Raw genomic sequence first — 16,014 nt, 5'->3', positions numbered from 1 at the left:
AAACGCGCCGGCCGTCCCCGTGCACGAGCCCCACACCGCCGACCCCGCCGAGGACGCCGCGGATCTGGCCATCCAGCTGCCTGACGGGCACCGCGCCCTACCGGTGTTCACGTCCGCGGCCGCCGCCGCGGCCTGGCGCGAAGATGTGCGTCCCGTGCCCGTGACCCCGCGCCGCGCCGCAGAGGTCGCCTGCCTACAGACCGACCAGTTGTGGGTACTGGACCCGGGCACGCGCGACCTGCGCCTGCCCCGGCCCGCCGTGGTCGCCCTGGCCGGGGGAGAGGACTGGATCCCGTCGTGGCGCAACCAGCCGGTGCAGGACGAGGTGGCCGCTCAGTTGGGCGCCATCGACGGGGTGACCGGGGTCGCCTTCGCCCCCGGCGAGGACGCCGAACTGCGCGTATTCATCCGCGTGGACGCCTCCGCCGGCACGCCCGCCGTCGCCGCCGCCCTGGAGCAGTGCCAGTACGTGATGGTCAACCCGGCCTGGGGCGAACTCATCGACACCGTGGAGTTGTGCCCCGTCCCCGCGTGACGGGGCCCCGGCGCGCGGGGCGTATGGGCAGACTCACGTTCGCACGCCTCCGCCCGACGGGTCCACAGCGGGCCGGGCCTGCTAGTATCGGGCACCGACCGGCCGGAGGCTCCGTCTCCGGCACGCAAGCGGAGAAATCCCACCTGGGTTCCCGAAGGGAGCCGGGTCATGCGAGGAGTGATCCTCGCGGTCGCCGCCCTCTTGGGCTCTGCGGCCGTGCTCTGATGAGCACATGAAAGGCCTTCGTGCGCGTATGCGGCGAAGGCCTTCTTCGTTGCGGCGGTCACCACTTCCAAGAGTGAGGAACAGTCATCAGCGAGCCCCGTATCAACGAACGGATCCGCGTCCCCGAGGTGCGACTTGTCGGCCCCAGCGGTGAGCAGGTCGGCATTGTCCGGGTGGAGGACGCTCTCCGCCTGGCCGAAGAGGCAGGTCTCGACCTCGTAGAGGTCGCTCCCGACGCACGCCCCCCGGTGTGCCGGCTCATGGACTACGGCAAGTTCAAGTACGAGTCGGCCATGAAGGCACGCGACGCCCGGCGCAACCAGGCCAACACCCAGCTCAAGGAGATCCAGTTCCGCCCCAAGATCGACGAGCACGACTACGCCACCAAGATGGGGCACGTCGAGCGCTTCCTCAAGGGCGGGGACAAGGTCAAGTGCATCGTCCGCTTCCGCGGACGCGAGCAGTCCCGCCCGGAGCTGGGTATTCGGCTGCTCCAGCGCGTAGCCGAGGAGGTCTCCGAGCTGGGCACCATCGAGTCCCACCCCCGTCAGGACGGCCGCAACATGGTCATGGTCCTGGCTCCCACCCGCAAGAAGGCGGAGGTCAAGTCCGACCAGCGCCGTCGCCGCGAGGCGGCACGCGCCAGCCGCCGCGCCGAGAAGCAGGCCGCCAAGGCGGCCCGCGAGGCCAAGGCGGAGGCGAAGGCCGCCGAGGCGGCGAGCGGGGGCGAGTAACAGCGCCCCAGCACCAGCCCGCCGCCGGCGGGTACGTCACGACCCAGCCCCGTCACCCGACGAGGTCCGCAGCCCCCGACCCAAGCGGCGCCGGGGACCGAGAATGAGGAAATAAACATGCCGAAGAACAAGACGCACTCCGGTGCCAAGAAGCGCTTCCGGGTCACCGGCAGCGGCAAGCTCATGCGCGAGCAGGCCGGTAAGCGCCACCTGCTGGAGGTCAAGTCCTCCCGCCGCAAGCGCAGGCTGTCCAAGGACCAGGCCGTCTCCCCGGCCGACGCCCGCCAGGTCAAGAGGCTGCTCGGTCGCTGACCGGCCCATAACACTTAAAGGAGTCATCACATGGCACGTGTGAAGCGGGCTGTTAACGCCCAGAAGAAGCGTCGTACCGTCCTCGACCGGGCCTCCGGCTACCGCGGTCAGCGTTCCCGCCTGTACCGCAAGGCCAAGGAGCAGGTCACCCACTCCGGCGTATACGCCTTCCGCGACCGCCGCGCGCGCAAGGGCGACTTCCGTCGCCTGTGGATTCAGCGCATCAATGCCGCCGCTCGCGCCGAGGGCATGACCTACAACCGGTTCATCCAGGGCCTCGGCCTGGCCGGCGTGGAGGTTGACCGTCGCATGCTCGCCGAACTGGCCGTCAATGAGCCCGCCGCCTTCAAGGCGCTGGTCGAGACCGCCCGCAAGGCGCTACCCGCGGACGTCAACGCCCCCAAGGCCTGAGCCATCGGTGCCCGACACCGTCGGGCACATCCGGCCGCCGCGCGCGGCCGCAACACTTGAGACGGCTCCTCACCCATGACTTCGCCAACCGGCGGGGCACGGGGAGGGGCCGCCTCGTTTTACCCGGTAACCTGCCGCTCATGAGCACGAGCGCGATCCTGAACAATCCCACGGCCACCCGCATTACCCGCGTGGCCGGACTGGCCCGTCGCGCCGCCCGCAGCAAGTACCGGCGCTTCGTGGTGGAGGGGCCGCAGGGCGTGCGAGAGGCCGTCAACTACGCCGCCGGGCATGTGCTCGACGCCTACTTCACCGAGGAGGCGGCTCGGGCTCACGCCGAAATTGCCGACGCCGCCGCTTCCGCCGGGCTTTACACCCACCTGGTGACCCCCGAGGTCATGCGCGCCATGAGCGCCGACGCCCAGGGCGTGCTCGCCGTCGTTGCAGCCGAGGCTGTGGCGGCGCCACCGGAGACGGGGACCGGCGGGGGAGGAACCGAGTCGGCTTCTGCCGGCACGGAGGCCGACACCGTCGGGAGCGAGGCAGGGTTCCCCTCCGATTCCACCCTGGCGGCGGCCCTTTCCGGGGCCCGCCTAGTGGCGGTGCTCACCGAGGCTCAGGACCCGGGGAACGCGGGCACCATCATTCGCGCCGCCGACGCCGCAGGCGCCGACGCCGTCGTGCTTGTCAAGGGGAGCGTGGATCCGACGAACCCAAAGGTCGTGCGCGCCACGGCCGGCTCCCTGTTCCACCTACCGGTGTTGGCCGGCGTCGAACTGTCGGACGCTGTGCGGGCACTGCGGGCGGCAGGGCTGAGGCTGCTGGCCGCCGACGGGCACGGCACCGTGAGCCTGTTCGACGCAGAGGCGGAGCTGGCGGCGCCGTCGGCCTGGCTGTTGGGCAACGAGGCCCACGGGCTGGCGCCTGCGGCCCGGGAGGCGGCGGACACGGTCGTCTCGATCCCCATCTACGGGCGGGCCGAGTCCCTGAACGTCGCCTCCGCCGCTGCCATCTGCCTATACGCCAGCGCCCGGGCGCAGCAACTCGGTTAAGCGCGTCGAGCCGCGTCTCAACCACCGAGACGGTGCTGTGATGCTGCTCCCAGCACGCCCGAATGCTGGATACCAGCGCACCTGTTCCCAGGGCTCGAGTGCTACTGTGCGTCCGGCGAGCACCGTGCGGTCCACCCGGATTGCGGTCGGGCGCCGCGAATCCGAACCGGAGGGAAACAGTGGTCATGCGAATGTGTTGCTGTAGCTGTCGCTGAGGCAGCCCCAGTCCCATTCGCCCTTTAACCCTTTAATACGAGAAGAGGCTCCTATGCCTGCTCCCGCCAACCCTTCCATCCCTGAGCGCCCACTCGTGCGCATCAACCACGTCAGCAAGTACTACGGCGACTTCAAGGCGCTTGACGACGTCTCGCTGGACATTCACCGCGGTGAGGTGGTCGCCGTCATCGGCGCCTCCGGCTCCGGCAAATCCACCCTGTGCCGCACCATCAACCGGCTCGAGACGATCCAGTCCGGCACCATTGAGATCGACGGCGAACTCCTGCCCGAGGAGGGGCGCGAACTGGCCCGCCTGCGCGCCGAGGTGGGCATGGTCTTCCAGTCCTTCAACCTGTTCCCGCACCGCACGGTGCTGGACAACATCACCCTCGCGCCCACCCGCGTGCGCAAGGTGCCCAAGGCCGACGCCGAGGCCCGCGCCCGCCAGCTACTCGAGCGCGTGGGGCTCGCCGACCAGGCCGCCAAGCGCCCGCCGCAGCTGTCCGGTGGCCAGCAGCAGCGGGTCGCGATCGCCCGCGCCCTGGCGATGGACCCGAAGATCATGCTCTTCGACGAGCCCACCTCCGCCCTGGACCCGGAGATGATCAACGAGGTCCTCGACGTCATCAAGGACCTGGCCGCCGAGGGCATGACCATGCTCGTGGTTACCCACGAGATGGGCTTCGCCCGCTCCGTCGCCGACCGCGTCGCATTCATGGACGGCGGCCAGATCGTCGAGCTCGGCGCACCCGCCGAGTTCTTCGCCGCCCCGCGCACCGAGCGCGCCCGTGACTTCCTGTCCAAGGTGCTCAGCCACTGAGCTGGGCATCAACAACCGCTATCGCTGCTCCTCCAGCCACAGTCGAAAGGAACCCTCATGTCTGTTCTTCCCGGCCTGTCTCGCCGCGGCCTGCTGACCGCCGCCGGCGCCGCCTCGATCGCCGCCGTGCTGGCGGCTTGCGCCGACACCGGCGCCGACGGCCAGGCGGTCGACGCCTCCGCCTCCTCCGGTGCGGACTACAACACCGTCATCAACTCCGGACCCGTCGCCGCGGATGATGTCGTCGCCGCATCCACCTGGGCATCGGCCGTCAAGGAGGCGGGCGTGCTGAAGACCGGCGGTACCAAGACCTCCGAGGTGTTCTCCCTGGAGGACCCCGCCACCGGCGAGATCACCGGCTTCGACGCCGCCCTCGCTCAGGTCTTGGCCCGCTACATCATCGGCGGGGACGACGCCCGCTCCCTGCTGGAGGTCACCCAGGTCACCTCCGACACCCGCGAGACCATGATCGAGAACGGACAGGTGGACGCGGTCTTCGCCACCTACACGATTACCCCCGAGCGCGCCGAGAAGATCTCCTTCGCCGGCCCCTACTACTCCTCGGGCCAGTCCGTCCTGGTGCGCGCCGACGACTCTGAAATCAACGGCGTTGACGACCTGGCCGGCGTAAAGGTCGCCGTCCAGTCCAACTCCTCCTCCGGCCCCGCCCTGGATGAGGCCGCCCCGGAGGCGGAGCAGGTCCAGTTCACCGACCACGCCAGCTGCGTCGCCGCCCTCGAGGCCGGCCAGGTGGACGCATACGTCGTCGACCAGTCCCTCGAACTCAGCGAGGTGCAGTCCAACGACGCCGTCAAAATCGTCGGCGACCCCTTCACCGAGGACCCCTACGGCATCGGCCTGCCCAAGGACTCCGACGCCCAGGAGTTCGTCAACGCCTTCCTGCAGACCATCTACGACGACGGCACCTGGAACGCCATCTGGGCAGCCACCATCGGCGCCATCATCGGCGGCGAGGCACCCGAGCCGCCCGCCATCGGCTCCGTCCCCGGCTCCGAGACGGACGCCGCCACCGCGGCGGCCACCGACTGACCTCGGCCGGCCGGCTCGGGCCAACGTCAATCCGCTCGCACAGCACGGTGGTTGGGGCGGCCCGCCTCCCGAGGCGGCCGCCCCGACGCTCCGGAGGAGGTGCCCATGAATGTCATCACCGATAACCTCGGCATGCTCGGCCAGGGGCTGGTCACGACCCTGACGATCGCCGTCATCGGCTACGCGTGCGCGCTCGTCGTCGGCACGGTGATCGCAATCTTCCGCGTCAGCCCGATCCCGCCGCTGCGCGCGCTCGGCACCGCCTGGGTGACAGTGGCCTGCAACATCCCCACCCTGTGCCTGATGATCCTGGCCGCCTTCGCCGCGCCACGGGCCGGCGTGCCCCTGTCCCTGTTCGCCGCCGCCGTCACCGCCATCGTGTTCTCCGCCTCCGGCTTCGTATGCGAGACGGTGCGCTCCGGCATCAACTCCGTGTCCAAAGGCCAGATCGAGGCGGCTCGGGCCCTGGGCATGCCTTTCGGGCTGATCATCGCCGCGGTGGTGCTGCCGCAGGCGCTCGCCCGCACCATTCAGCCACTGGTCAACATCTTCATCTCCTGCCTGATCGGCTCCTCCCTGGCCGCCGCGATCGGCGTGCCCGAGCTGACCAACGTCACCCAACAGCTGAACCTGCGCTACGCGCAGGCGGTGATCACCTTCCTCACCTCCGGACTTACCTACCTGGCCATTGCCTTCCTGGCCACCAAACTCGGCGGCCTGCTCGAGCGTCGCGTCACTGGACGGGAGGCCCGCGCATGAGTGCCCTGACCGCGCCCGCCCCCGCCCGCACATCCGGCGCCACCGACGCCGATCTGCTCTTCGACGCCCCGGGTCCCAAGGGACGGCGCCGCATCCTCATCGGATCGGTGCTGGTAACCCTGATTGTCCTGGCGCTCGCCGCAGCGGCTATGTTCCAGCTCGGCCAGGCCGGCCAGCTCGCCTACCCCAAGTGGCGCTACTTCCTGGGGCAGTCGGTGGTCGGTTACCTCGGCCGCGCCCTGGCCGACACCCTGCTGGTCACCGCCGTCGGTGCCGCCCTGTCCTTCCCCCTGGGCATCCTGTTGGGCTGGGCACGCATGAGCCGCTCGACGGCGCTGCGGTCCGCGGTGGGAGCGTGGATCGACGCCATGCGTGCCGTCCCCATGCTGCTGCTGATCTACTTCTTCCTCCTGGCGGTGCCGCGCTGGGGGCTCACCCTGTCTCCCTTCTGGATGCTCACCGTTCCAATTGTCATGTGCTCCTCGGCGACGACGGCGGAGGTCTTCCGCTCCGGGGTGCTCGCCCTGGACCGCGGCCAGACCGAGGCCGCCCAGGCGCTGGGACTCAGCGCCGGCCAGACGATGCGCCTGGTGCTGGCACCGCAGGCACTGCGGCTAATGCTGCCCACGTTGATCACTCAGCTGGTGACGATCCTCAAGGACTCGTCACTGGGTTATGTGGTCGCGTACACGGAGCTGATGTACGCCGGACGCCTGCTCACCTCGTCGGCACGCGTCACCGCACACCTGGACGTCTATCTGCCCGCCTACGTGATCATCGCGTTGCTCTACGTACTCATCAACTGGGCGCTGGGCGCGCTGGCGCGGCGCGTGGAGGCGCGCACCCGCTGAGACGGCCTATTCGAGAGCCGTTGGTGTCACTGGATGCACCACTTTTGATGGTCGAGTAGTTAGGACAGGTGCGTGTACCCCTGGATGTCGGAGGAGGAGCCTGATGCTTATGTGGAGCCGACCGGGAAAGTGGTGCATCTGGTGACAGGAAAGCGGTGTGGTACCGGTAGCGGTATGCCTCTGGACTATGCGCGCCGCCTCCAGTAGCCCGCCAGCGCGACGGTCAGGGCGACGGGCAGATGAGTATGGGGCGCGCAGACGCGACTCCGCGACTGATGCGGTGATGACCGGGAGGGGCTAGCCGACGAATGACGCGATGGCGGTTACAGCAGCCAGGGCGAGCATGCCCAGGCAGTTGATCCACAGTTCGCGGCCCATGAACCCTGCCCTGATGTGGGCGACGACGGCGCATAGGAAGTAGCAGATCACGCCCGTGCAGGCGGCGAGCGCGACTCCGGGCACTCTCAGCCCGACCAGGAGGCCTGCGGCCGCCAAGACCTTGATGACTATAAGAGTCCACCACCACTGTCGCGGAAATCCGACTCCGGTGAGGCAGTTACGGATGAAGGAAGGAGGTCGCAGCGACAGTATGGCGTCACCCAGCAGTACAACTGCGAGGAGGACCGCCAGCCACGGAAAGTGAGGGAGCAGCGTCATTGGTTGTTCTCCTCGCCGGAGGCTGTCAGGAGGGGGCGGACCGCATCGCGCACTCGGCTACAGAGTGCGTCTATCCCGGTTCCTGGCAGGGATGCCCATTCGAGAAGCGCGCCCAGGTAGGCAAGATACACAGTTGTGGCACGCTGTTTGGCGGCCGTCATCGAGCAGCCGGTAGCCGCGGCAAAGACGTCTTGGAGTTCGTTGATCAACTCCTCCCGCAGTTCGCTGAAGACTCTCGAACTGTGAGCGCCGGAGATGAGCACCGCTCCGTAGGACCGGGCGAGGTCGGGGCTACTGGCGAACAGCTCGATGAAGGGAGAGAGGATATCGAGGATCGCCTCCGAGCCGCCGTTAACACCTTCGGACTGTACTGGCGCGTGACTGGTTCGCGGGGAGGTTGCGTGCAGGGCTTCTATGCGTTCGTCGAAGCATGCAACCAGCAAGCCGCTCTTGTCTCCGACGTGCATGACGGTGCCCACGCTGACAGCAGCGTCTGCCGCGATGTCTTTGATGGTCGTCGCACGGAAGCCTCTCTCCTCGAACAGTCTTCGGGAACTTGCTAGGACCTTGGCTCTGGTGGCGGCACGGGCTTCAATGCGCGTGGGCACGAACTCTCCTCCGGATTGCCGTGAATGTGTTCATTGAACAGGTTCGTTGAGCGTGTTCAACAAGAGTAGCCTGCGTCCGGCTTGAGTGCAATACCAACACCAACGATGAGTTGGGGGTGCCGAGGTGCTAGCCGCCGGTGCGTTGGCGTACACCACCGACTGTCGCTATTCACGGGCGTGACATGCCCCAATCGAGGCGGGTCATTACTATCTCAGCCGTCAGATCCTCGAACGGTCATGGCTTGGCCGATTAGGAGAACAGATGAGCAAGATACGTGTCGCCATCGTCGGCGTGGGCAACTGCGCGTCGTCGCTGGTGCAGGGCGTCACCCACTACGCAGACGCCAAACCGACCGACAAGGTCGGCGGCCTGATGCACGTCCAATTCGGCGACTACCACGTCTCGGACATCGAGTTCGTGGCCGCCTTCGACATCGACGCCGCCAAGGTCGGACTCGATCTGGCCGACGCCATCAACGCCTCGGAGAACAACACCATCAAGATTGCCGACGTCGCCCCCACCGGTGTGAGGGTGCAGCGCGGCGTCACCCTGGACGGCTTCGGCAAGTACTACCGCGAGACCGTTCAGGAGTCCACTGAGCCTCCGGTCGACGTGGTCCAGGCGCTCAAGGACGCCCAGGTCGACGTCGTGGTCTCCTACCTGCCCGTCGGCTCGGAGGAGGCCGACCGCTACTACGCCCAGTGCGCCATCGACGCCGGCTGCGCCTTCGTCAACTGCCTGCCGGTGTTCATCGCCTCCGACCCGGCCTGGGCACAGAAGTTCGCCGACGCCGGCCTGCCGATCATCGGCGACGACATCAAGTCTCAGATCGGCGCCACGATCACCCACCGGGTGCTGGCTCGCCTGTTCGAGGAGCGCGGCATCACCATCGACCGCACCTACCAGCTCAACGTCGGCGGCAACATGGACTTCAAGAACATGTTGGAGCGCGAGCGGCTGATGTCGAAGAAGATCTCCAAGACCCAGGCGGTCACCTCCAACGTGTCCACGCAGTTCGCCGAGAAGGACATTCACGTCGGCCCCTCCGACTACGTCGGCTGGCTGGACGACCGCAAGTTCGCCTTCGTCCGCCTGGAGGGACGCAACTTCGGCGGCGCCCCCGTCAGCCTGGAGTACAAGCTCGAGGTCTGGGACTCCCCGAACTCCGCCGGCGTGGTCATCGACGCCATCCGGGCCGCCAAGATCGGCCTGGATCGCGGCATCGGCGGCCCGCTACTGTCCCCGGCATCCTTCTTCATGAAGTCCCCGCCGGAGCAGCGCCCCGACGAGGAGGCCATGGACTCTACCGAAGCCTTCATCCGGGGTGAGGTCGAGCGCTGACCGCTCGTTCCGCCATGCACACACGCAGGTCGGCCCGCAGCAACTCATGGCTGCTGCGGGCCGACCTGCGTACTTGTGAGTCAAGCCGGTCGTCGCATGTGCTGACCGCGTTTGTCCAGTTGGACCGTGTTCTTCTACTTGGACCGTCTGAGAGCGCGTATACGGCGCTCAAACTGGGTGCGCACTTCAAGGCGAGCCCCGACGGTGCCCTGGGAATCAATCATCTGGGGCGGTCACCGTCAGCCCTCGTTGCAGCGCAGCTTGTTGCATTTCCCGGTCGTAAGTGAGGAGCAGGTCGGAGCGTACGTTCAGGGCAACTGCGAGGTGGATCGCCTCTGCCGCACGCAGCCCCGCCGCGTCTCGTGCTGCGTTGAGCAGATGCTCCCGCGGAGGTATCCAGGTAGCAAATGGTCATGGTTCACCGCGCAGGTCGTCCAGCACATCTTTTGAACTGAGGCCGCGCGCGCGTTTGAGGGCGTTGAAGTCTGTGGACACTGCTGGGCGCGTGGCTCCTTGCCGACGCAGTAGAGCGAGGCGGTCCTTGGTGATGGGCACAAGCTCGGCTACGGGACGCCCGTTGTTGGTGATCTCGAAACTCTCGCCGGCCTCCACTCGGCGGAGGATTGCAGCGCTGTCGTTCCGTAGCTCGCGGTGTGGAATCGTCATCATGGCCATCGCTCCGTAGCAAGCGGAGCATGCATCACCTGCTTTAGCATCCGACGCGGGTTGCATCCCATGGTGGCGAATAAATCCTGTGAGCGTGCTACTGATCCCGGTTCTGGCGTGTTTCTAGCTCCGTCAACAGCGTACTCAAGGCGGTCCGTCCGGCGGGGGAGAGGGAGCTGCGGATGCTGGCGTCCAGCGCTTCGGCAGCCTCGGCAGCACTGGCGAGCAGCCGCCGCCCCTCGGGGGTGAGTTCGATCTTGTGAGTCCGGCGATCGCTGCGGCTGCGGGTCTTGCTCACGGCTCCGAGGTCCACGAGTTGGTCCACCAGCGTGACCACCAGGCTCGGTGCCACGTGCAGCTGGGTCGCGATCTCTCGCTGCGAGGCCGCCAGCCCGGCGTCTATGACGGCCAGCAGGCCCACTTGTTTGTGGGTTAACCCGGACGGCGCGATCCTTTCGGAGAAGTCCCGGGTGATCTGTGCGCCGAGCATGCCCAGCCGAAAACATGCGGCGGACAGGATCGCCTCGCCGCCGTCCTCTGCGCTGCCGGCCCCTGTTGTCTTCATGGTTATGATGGTACTCTATTGAATCATTCAGTATTGAATGATCTAGTTAGGTGGTTGGCATGCCGTGGTGGTTGGCGCTTCTCAACTCAGTCATGGGAGTCGCGTCGGTGATTGCTGCTGCGGCGGCGTTGCTTCGTCCGGGGCTGCTGGCGCCTGGCAGCGCAGGCGGCGATGCTGATCGCTTCTATCCGGCGATGTATGCGGCCAGGGCGGTGCCGCTTGGTGTGGTGGTTGCGTGCGTCGTCTGGTTGACGCCCGTGTATCCGCTGTCCCAGTTCGTCTTGGCCGTTGCCGCGCTCGCTCAGCTCGGTGATGTGGTGATCGGTGTTGCGCGCCGGCAGCCTGGCATGGCGGGCGGTGCTGTCGCTGCGGCCGCATGTCACCTGGCCGGTCTTGCCGCGCTTTAGTAAGCGGTTCAGACACCCGGCAGGTCCCGGCGTCGGTAGGCCACCAGGCCGACGGCGGTACCGAGGACGCCGATAACCGTCTGCACCGCCAGCGGTACCCAGTCCGGGTCGCCGACGACGTCGAGGTAGTGCCCCAGCACGCTCAGGTCCTGCGCCCAGGTCGGCAGGTCCATCATGCCGCCCAGCAGCCTGGCGAAGGCGCTCCAGGCGATCACCGCCCACACGACGCCGAAACGCCGCGGCGCCACGCCGACCACCGCCAGGGCAATGCCGATCGCCGCCAGCAGGCCGGGCAGCTGGGTGACGGTGAACACGAAGGCCCGCCCCACGGCATGATCCTCGGTCACCTGCGTGGCCGTGACTGCGGCCAGCACGGCCCCGCACAGCACCAGCAGAATCGCCCCCACCGCCGCCGCCGAGACTGCCTGCATCAGGAACAGACGCCGGCGCGACACCCCGACGGCGGCCTCCGCATCCACCAGACCGGCGTCCTCATCGGTGGCAAGCCGACCCGCCTGCCCAGTCGCCGCCACCGCGATCAGCAACACCATCATCACGCTCATCAGCGACATGAACTGCGCCATCACGCCGACGTCGGCCTGTACCAGCATGTCCACATATTCGGCGATGCGCTCGTCCCGCATCATCTCCAGGATGCCCTCGGTCGTAGAACCGAACAACGCCGCGAAGCAGACCACCGCCGCCGCCCATGCCAGGGTTGTGCGTGTGGACAGGCGCGTGAGTAGGTCGGCGTAGCCGTGGATTCGCCAGCGGCGCCGACTGGTGGCTCGGTCGGGTAGGTAGCCGCTGGCATACTCCCGGTGGGCGTACAGGGTTCCGGCAGCCACCACTAGGGCAACGCATATCGCCGCGCATGCCGCCAGTGGCATGGGGTCGTCGTCGGTGTAGGGAGCCGCCAGGTCGCGCCAGCCCAACGGCGTGAGCCACCGCAGCCAGGCGGCACCGGATTCATCCGCCGCCACCCGCATCATGAAGGCGACTCCAACACATGCCAGTGCCAGCGGGCGGGCGCCGGCGGCGCTGCGCGCCAGCTGGCAGATCACGGCGGCCAGCCCCGCGAAGCCCCAGCCGACGACGGCGGTCACGCCGGCCAGTGCCCATCCACCCGCCGCGGGAAGCGACTCGATCCGCGTGGCCTCGGCAGCGAGCGTGCCGCCCACCAAGGCGGCCAGGACGCCGACCGCCGCCCAGATAACCAGAACCGGGGCGAGGAAGGGCACCCACCTCCCGGCGCCCGCGCTCCGCAACAGCTCGGTCAGGCCCTCGTCCTCATCCGCGCGCAACAGGCGGCAGGTCAGCAGCACCGCCATGAGCGCGGTGCACACCAGCAGGTAGGTGGCTCCCTCCCACTGCACCAGCTGGCCGATGGTGCCCGGGTCGGGAAGCTCGCCGTACAGCAGGCGCGTGCCCGGGGAGGCCCGCAGCGCCTCGACCACCGCATTGCTGCCCGCACCACCGGCGTCGCCGGCTGCGGAGAAGTAGGCGTCCTGATAGGCCGGCGCGAAGGACGCCATGCCCAGCCACAGGGGCAGGATCCAGGCGAGCGCCTGCACGCGCAGCCTCCTGGCGGTCAGGCGCAGGGCGCGGCCCAGGCCGCGCAGGTCGTTGCGCAGGCTCATCCGCGCACCTCCTCGTAGTGGCGCAGGAACAGGTCCTCCAGACTCGCCGGTCGGCAGATCACGTCGGTGGCTCCCTGCGCGGCGACGGCCGCCAGCACCGCCGGTACCTGGGCGGCGCCCACCTGCACACTCAGGCGGCCGTCCTCCACAGACAGATCGTCTTTCAGCTGCGGCAGCGACGCGGCTATGCGGTGCAGCAGATCCGCGCCGCCGCGGACCTCGATCTGGGTGCGGGCCAGCTGCTGCAGTCTGGACAGGTCGCCCTGCTCCACCACACGTCCGTCCTTGATGATCGTCACCGCGCTGCACAGGCGCTGTACCTCGGCGAGGACATGGCTGGACAACAGCACGGTGCGCCCCTGGGCCGCGGCCCGGGTCACCTCATCCATGAAGACCTGCTCCATCAGCGGGTCCAGGCCGCTGGTCGGCTCGTCGAGAATCAGCAGGCTGGTTGGTGCGGCGAGTGCCGCCACCAGTGCCACCTTCTGCCGGTTGCCCTTGGAGTAGGTGCGCACCTTCTTGCTCGGGTCCAGGGCGAAGCGCTCGATCAACTCGTCCTCCAGGGCACGGTCACGCCTGCCGCGCAGGCCCGCCAGGGCGTCGAGCGCCTGCCCGCCGGTCAGGTTCGGCCACAGCGCCACATCCCCGGCCACGTATGACACCTCCCGGTTGATTTGAGGCGCCTCCCGCCGCGGGTCGCGCCCGAGCACGCGCACCGCGCCGCCGTCGGGGTGGTACAGGCCCAGCAGGGTGCGGATGGTCGTGGACTTTCCCGCCCCGTTCGGGCCGAGGAAGCCGTGCACCTGCCCGGCGGCGACTTCCAGGTCCAGCCCGTCCAGGGCGGTGAAGCGCCCGAAGCGCTTGACCAGGCCCTGCACCCGGATCGGGGTGGCGGCGTCGGGCGGGTTCGTCGTACTTACTGCGGCCGCGCGGCCGCTTGCGTGGCGTGGGGGCATTGGCGGGTTCCTTTCAAGGCGGTGTGGAGCAGGGAATGGAGTAGTGATTGGGGTAGTTGCCTGCCGGAGAAGCAGTAGCGGGGCGGCTTACAGCGTGGGCTCGTCACCGGCCAGGCGCCGAATGACGACGGCGAAATCCGGATCCGCCAGGAGCAGCTCCAGGAAGCGATCGAGGTACAGGTGCTGCGTCGGTCCGGTGTATGCGTTGGTGATCATCTGGGTCAGTCGCCAGGTGGTGCGACCCGGCGCCCCGGTCGGGAAGTCCGCGAATGCGGCCAGCGCCGCACGACGGTGCCGGAGGGTGTACTCCCAGGTCTCCGCCGCCAGAACGAGGGCGGCGGTCCGGGCGGCTTCCCCATGCAGCCGCTCCAGGCGGGCGATCTCGGCATAGATGCGCACGCCCGCCTCCCACTCCGCGGCATCCAGCTCGGCCATGAAGGAGCCGATGCTGTCGGGGACCAGACCCAGGGCGGCCAGTGCCGTCACCACCTGCCGTTCGGCCCGCAGCCCGCGGGTATTCAGCCCCTCTTCCTCAAGCCGTGCCTGCACGGCCTCGTAGAAGCGCACCAACAACTGGGGGATCGGTTCCAGCCCCGCCCCGTCCTCGACCCGGGCGATCAACTCGTCGATGCGGGCCTCCTGCGCCTGCAGCTCGCGGCGGCGCGCAATAACCGTTTCCCTAGTGGCCCGCAGGCTGTGCAGCACCGCCTCGCGGTCGGCACCACCCGGATCCTGGGCGAGCACCTCGGCGATCTGCGCCAGGGGCAGCCCGCCGTCGGCCAGCCAACGGATCCGCATGAGCCGGGCCAGGTGTGCCACCCCGTACTCCCGCCGGCCGCGCACGGTCGGCGGCACCGGCAGCAGATCCAGGCGGTGGTAGTGACGCACCGCCCGCGGGGTGGTGCCGGCCAGATCGGCCATCTCCTTGATGCGCATGCACCCATCCCAACAGGTGACGTAACGTCACCGTCAAGACTCGCCCGTGGATACGCCCCGGGAACCATGCGCAGGCGGGTCCACGCCGCGCGGGTCGCTGCTGAGACGATTTCGGGCACTCGCGCGGCGCGGACTAATCTGGCCCCGGAGATTCCCGACTCATCTGGTGGAAGGCAACCGCATATGACTGACGCCCCCGGCGCCCTCTCGCCAACGGACGAGGCCGGCGTCAACGCCCTCGTCGCCCAGGCCATCGCCGCCATCGACGCCGCCGCCGACTTGGCTGCGCTGAAGGAGGCGCGTTTGACCTACGCCGGTGACGGCTCCGCTCTGGCCCTGGCCAACCGCGAGATCGGCCGGCTGCCCGACCGTGCCGCCAAGGCCGCCGCCGGCAAGCTGCTCGGCGGCGCACGCGGCCGTATCTCCGCCGCCCTGGCCGCCCGCCAGGAGGTACTCGAGGCGCAGGCGGAGGCAGACATGCTGGCCACCGAGGCCGTCGACGTCACCGTCCCCACCGACCGCGCCGCCGCCGGCGCCCGCCACCCCCTGGATGTCCTCATCGACGAGGTCTCCGACTTCTTCACCGCCATGGGCTGGTCGATCGCCGAGGGGCCGGAGGTCGAGCACGAGTGGTTCGACTTCGACGCCCTCAACTTCGACGCCGACCACCCCGCCCGCCAGATGCAGGACACCTTCTACATCGATGGCGCCTCCGTGGGCGGCGCCCCGGGCGCCACCGCGAACCTGGTGCTGCGCACCCACACCTCGCCGGTGCAGGCGCACGTCATGCTGAACCAGGCCCCGCCGATCTACGTGGCCTGCCCGGGCAAGGTCTTCCGCTCCGACGAGCTGGACGCCACCCACACCCCGGTCTTCCACCAGGTCGAGGGTCTGGCGGTGGACAAGGGCCTGACCATGGCCCACCTGAAGGGCACTCTGGACCACTTCGCCCGCGTCATGTTCGGGCCCGAGGCACGCACCCGGCTGCGTCCCTCCTTCTTCCCCTTCACCGAGCCCAGCGCCGAGATGGACCTGTGGTTCCCGCAGAAGAAGGGCGGCGCCGGCTGGATCGAGTGGGGCGGCTGCGGCATGGTCAACCCCAATGTGCTGACCGCCTGCGGCATCGACCCGGAGGAGTACACGGGTTTCGCCTTCGGCATGGGCCTGGAGCGCACCCTCATGCTGCGCCATGGCATCGCCGATATGCACGACATCGTTGAGGGCGACATCCGCTTCTCCCAGCAGTTCGGCACCACCGGAAGGGGTAACTGA

The 16,014-nt window shown here is 68.4% G+C and carries 19 protein-coding genes; 12 read left to right on the top strand and 7 right to left on the bottom strand.

Features of this window, described 5'->3' with window-relative positions:
* The 9 genes from BN1056_RS05900 to BN1056_RS05860 all read left to right on the top strand — a co-directional run.
* The coding region (locus BN1056_RS05900; RefSeq protein WP_210579761.1) for an SseB family protein at positions 1–535 on the top strand (535 nt) is incomplete at its 5' end.
* A 311-nt stretch (positions 536–846) separates the two neighbouring features.
* Complete coding sequence (gene infC, locus BN1056_RS05895; RefSeq protein ID WP_073333154.1) at positions 847–1,494, top strand: translation initiation factor IF-3; 648 nt, start codon at positions 847–849, stop codon at positions 1,492–1,494.
* A 117-nt stretch (positions 1,495–1,611) separates the two neighbouring features.
* Positions 1,612–1,806, top strand: coding sequence for a 50S ribosomal protein L35 (rpmI, locus tag BN1056_RS05890; RefSeq protein WP_073333157.1), 195 nt, complete (start codon positions 1,612–1,614; stop codon positions 1,804–1,806).
* Positions 1,807–1,836: 30 nt separating this feature from the next.
* Positions 1,837–2,217 (top strand): 50S ribosomal protein L20, encoded by a 381-nt coding sequence (rplT, locus tag BN1056_RS05885; protein WP_073333160.1) that lies wholly within the window; start codon positions 1,837–1,839, stop codon positions 2,215–2,217.
* Positions 2,218–2,357: 140 nt separating this feature from the next.
* Positions 2,358–3,269 (top strand): TrmH family RNA methyltransferase, encoded by a 912-nt coding sequence (locus BN1056_RS05880; protein WP_210579760.1) that lies wholly within the window; start codon positions 2,358–2,360, stop codon positions 3,267–3,269.
* A gap of 268 nt (positions 3,270–3,537) precedes the next feature.
* Positions 3,538–4,305, top strand: coding sequence for an amino acid ABC transporter ATP-binding protein (locus BN1056_RS05875; RefSeq protein ID WP_210579758.1), 768 nt, complete (start codon positions 3,538–3,540; stop codon positions 4,303–4,305).
* 57 nt (positions 4,306–4,362) lie between these two features.
* Entirely contained in the window at positions 4,363–5,355 is a 993-nt protein-coding gene (locus BN1056_RS05870) for a glutamate ABC transporter substrate-binding protein (RefSeq protein ID WP_210579756.1), read from the top strand.
* 105 nt (positions 5,356–5,460) lie between these two features.
* Positions 5,461–6,114, top strand: a complete 654-nt coding sequence (locus BN1056_RS05865; RefSeq protein ID WP_210579754.1) for an amino acid ABC transporter permease — start codon at positions 5,461–5,463, stop codon at positions 6,112–6,114.
* Entirely contained in the window at positions 6,111–6,965 is an 855-nt protein-coding gene (locus BN1056_RS05860; RefSeq protein ID WP_210579753.1) for an amino acid ABC transporter permease, read from the top strand. The genes BN1056_RS05865 and BN1056_RS05860 overlap by 4 nt, the downstream gene beginning before the upstream one ends.
* Positions 6,966–7,262: 297 nt before the next feature.
* Here the strand turns inward: BN1056_RS05860 and BN1056_RS05855 are convergent, their stop codons facing one another.
* Positions 7,263–7,622: a DoxX family protein gene (locus BN1056_RS05855; RefSeq protein WP_210579752.1), complete on the bottom strand. Its 360-nt coding sequence runs from the start codon at positions 7,620–7,622 to the stop codon at positions 7,263–7,265.
* Positions 7,619–8,230, bottom strand: coding sequence for a TetR/AcrR family transcriptional regulator (locus BN1056_RS05850; RefSeq protein WP_210579751.1), 612 nt, complete (start codon positions 8,228–8,230; stop codon positions 7,619–7,621). Before BN1056_RS05850 ends, BN1056_RS05855 begins: the two co-directional genes overlap by 4 nt.
* A 262-nt stretch (positions 8,231–8,492) precedes the next feature.
* Between BN1056_RS05850 and BN1056_RS05845 the strand changes: the two genes are divergently transcribed.
* Positions 8,493–9,572, top strand: a complete 1,080-nt coding sequence (locus BN1056_RS05845) for an inositol-3-phosphate synthase (protein WP_210579750.1) — start codon at positions 8,493–8,495, stop codon at positions 9,570–9,572.
* Positions 9,573–9,983: 411 nt separating this feature from the next.
* On the opposite strand, the gene BN1056_RS05840 is transcribed toward BN1056_RS05845, so the two are convergent.
* Together BN1056_RS05840 and BN1056_RS05835 are read right to left on the bottom strand one after the other, a co-directional pair.
* Entirely contained in the window at positions 9,984–10,241 is a 258-nt protein-coding gene (locus BN1056_RS05840) for a type II toxin-antitoxin system Phd/YefM family antitoxin (protein ID WP_210579749.1), read from the bottom strand.
* A 94-nt stretch (positions 10,242–10,335) separates the two neighbouring features.
* Positions 10,336–10,803 carry a MarR family winged helix-turn-helix transcriptional regulator gene (locus tag BN1056_RS05835; protein WP_210579748.1) on the bottom strand — a complete coding sequence of 156 codons (468 nt, stop codon included), beginning with the start codon at positions 10,801–10,803 and terminating at the stop codon, positions 10,336–10,338.
* 59 nt (positions 10,804–10,862) lie between these two features.
* Here BN1056_RS05835 and BN1056_RS05830 point away from each other — a divergent pair, with 59 nt between their 5' ends.
* Entirely contained in the window at positions 10,863–11,210 is a 348-nt protein-coding gene (locus tag BN1056_RS05830) for a hypothetical protein (RefSeq protein ID WP_342343938.1), read from the top strand.
* Positions 11,211–11,218: 8 nt separating this feature from the next.
* On the opposite strand, the gene BN1056_RS05825 is transcribed toward BN1056_RS05830, so the two are convergent.
* The 3 genes from BN1056_RS05825 to BN1056_RS05815 all read right to left on the bottom strand — a co-directional run bounded on the left by BN1056_RS05825 (position 11,219) and on the right by BN1056_RS05815 (position 14,742).
* On the bottom strand, positions 11,219–12,850 hold the full coding sequence (locus BN1056_RS05825) for an ABC transporter permease (protein ID WP_210579743.1): 1,632 nt from the start codon (positions 12,848–12,850) through the stop codon (positions 11,219–11,221).
* On the bottom strand, positions 12,847–13,806 hold the full coding sequence (locus BN1056_RS05820; RefSeq protein WP_210579742.1) for an ABC transporter ATP-binding protein: 960 nt from the start codon (positions 13,804–13,806) through the stop codon (positions 12,847–12,849). Before BN1056_RS05820 ends, BN1056_RS05825 begins: the two co-directional genes overlap by 4 nt.
* Positions 13,807–13,893: 87 nt before the next feature.
* Complete coding sequence (locus BN1056_RS05815) at positions 13,894–14,742, bottom strand: MerR family transcriptional regulator (protein ID WP_210579740.1); 849 nt, start codon at positions 14,740–14,742, stop codon at positions 13,894–13,896.
* A 183-nt stretch (positions 14,743–14,925) separates the two neighbouring features.
* On the opposite strand from BN1056_RS05815, the gene pheS reads away from it, so the two are divergent.
* Complete coding sequence (gene pheS / locus BN1056_RS05810; protein ID WP_210579738.1) at positions 14,926–16,014, top strand: phenylalanine--tRNA ligase subunit alpha; 1,089 nt, start codon at positions 14,926–14,928, stop codon at positions 16,012–16,014.

This window comes from Actinomyces succiniciruminis (assembly GCF_900002405.1).
In the GTDB taxonomy this organism is placed as follows: Bacteria; Actinomycetota; Actinomycetes; order Actinomycetales; family Actinomycetaceae; genus Actinomyces; species Actinomyces succiniciruminis.
This window is presented reverse-complemented; position numbering and strand designations above follow the sequence as displayed.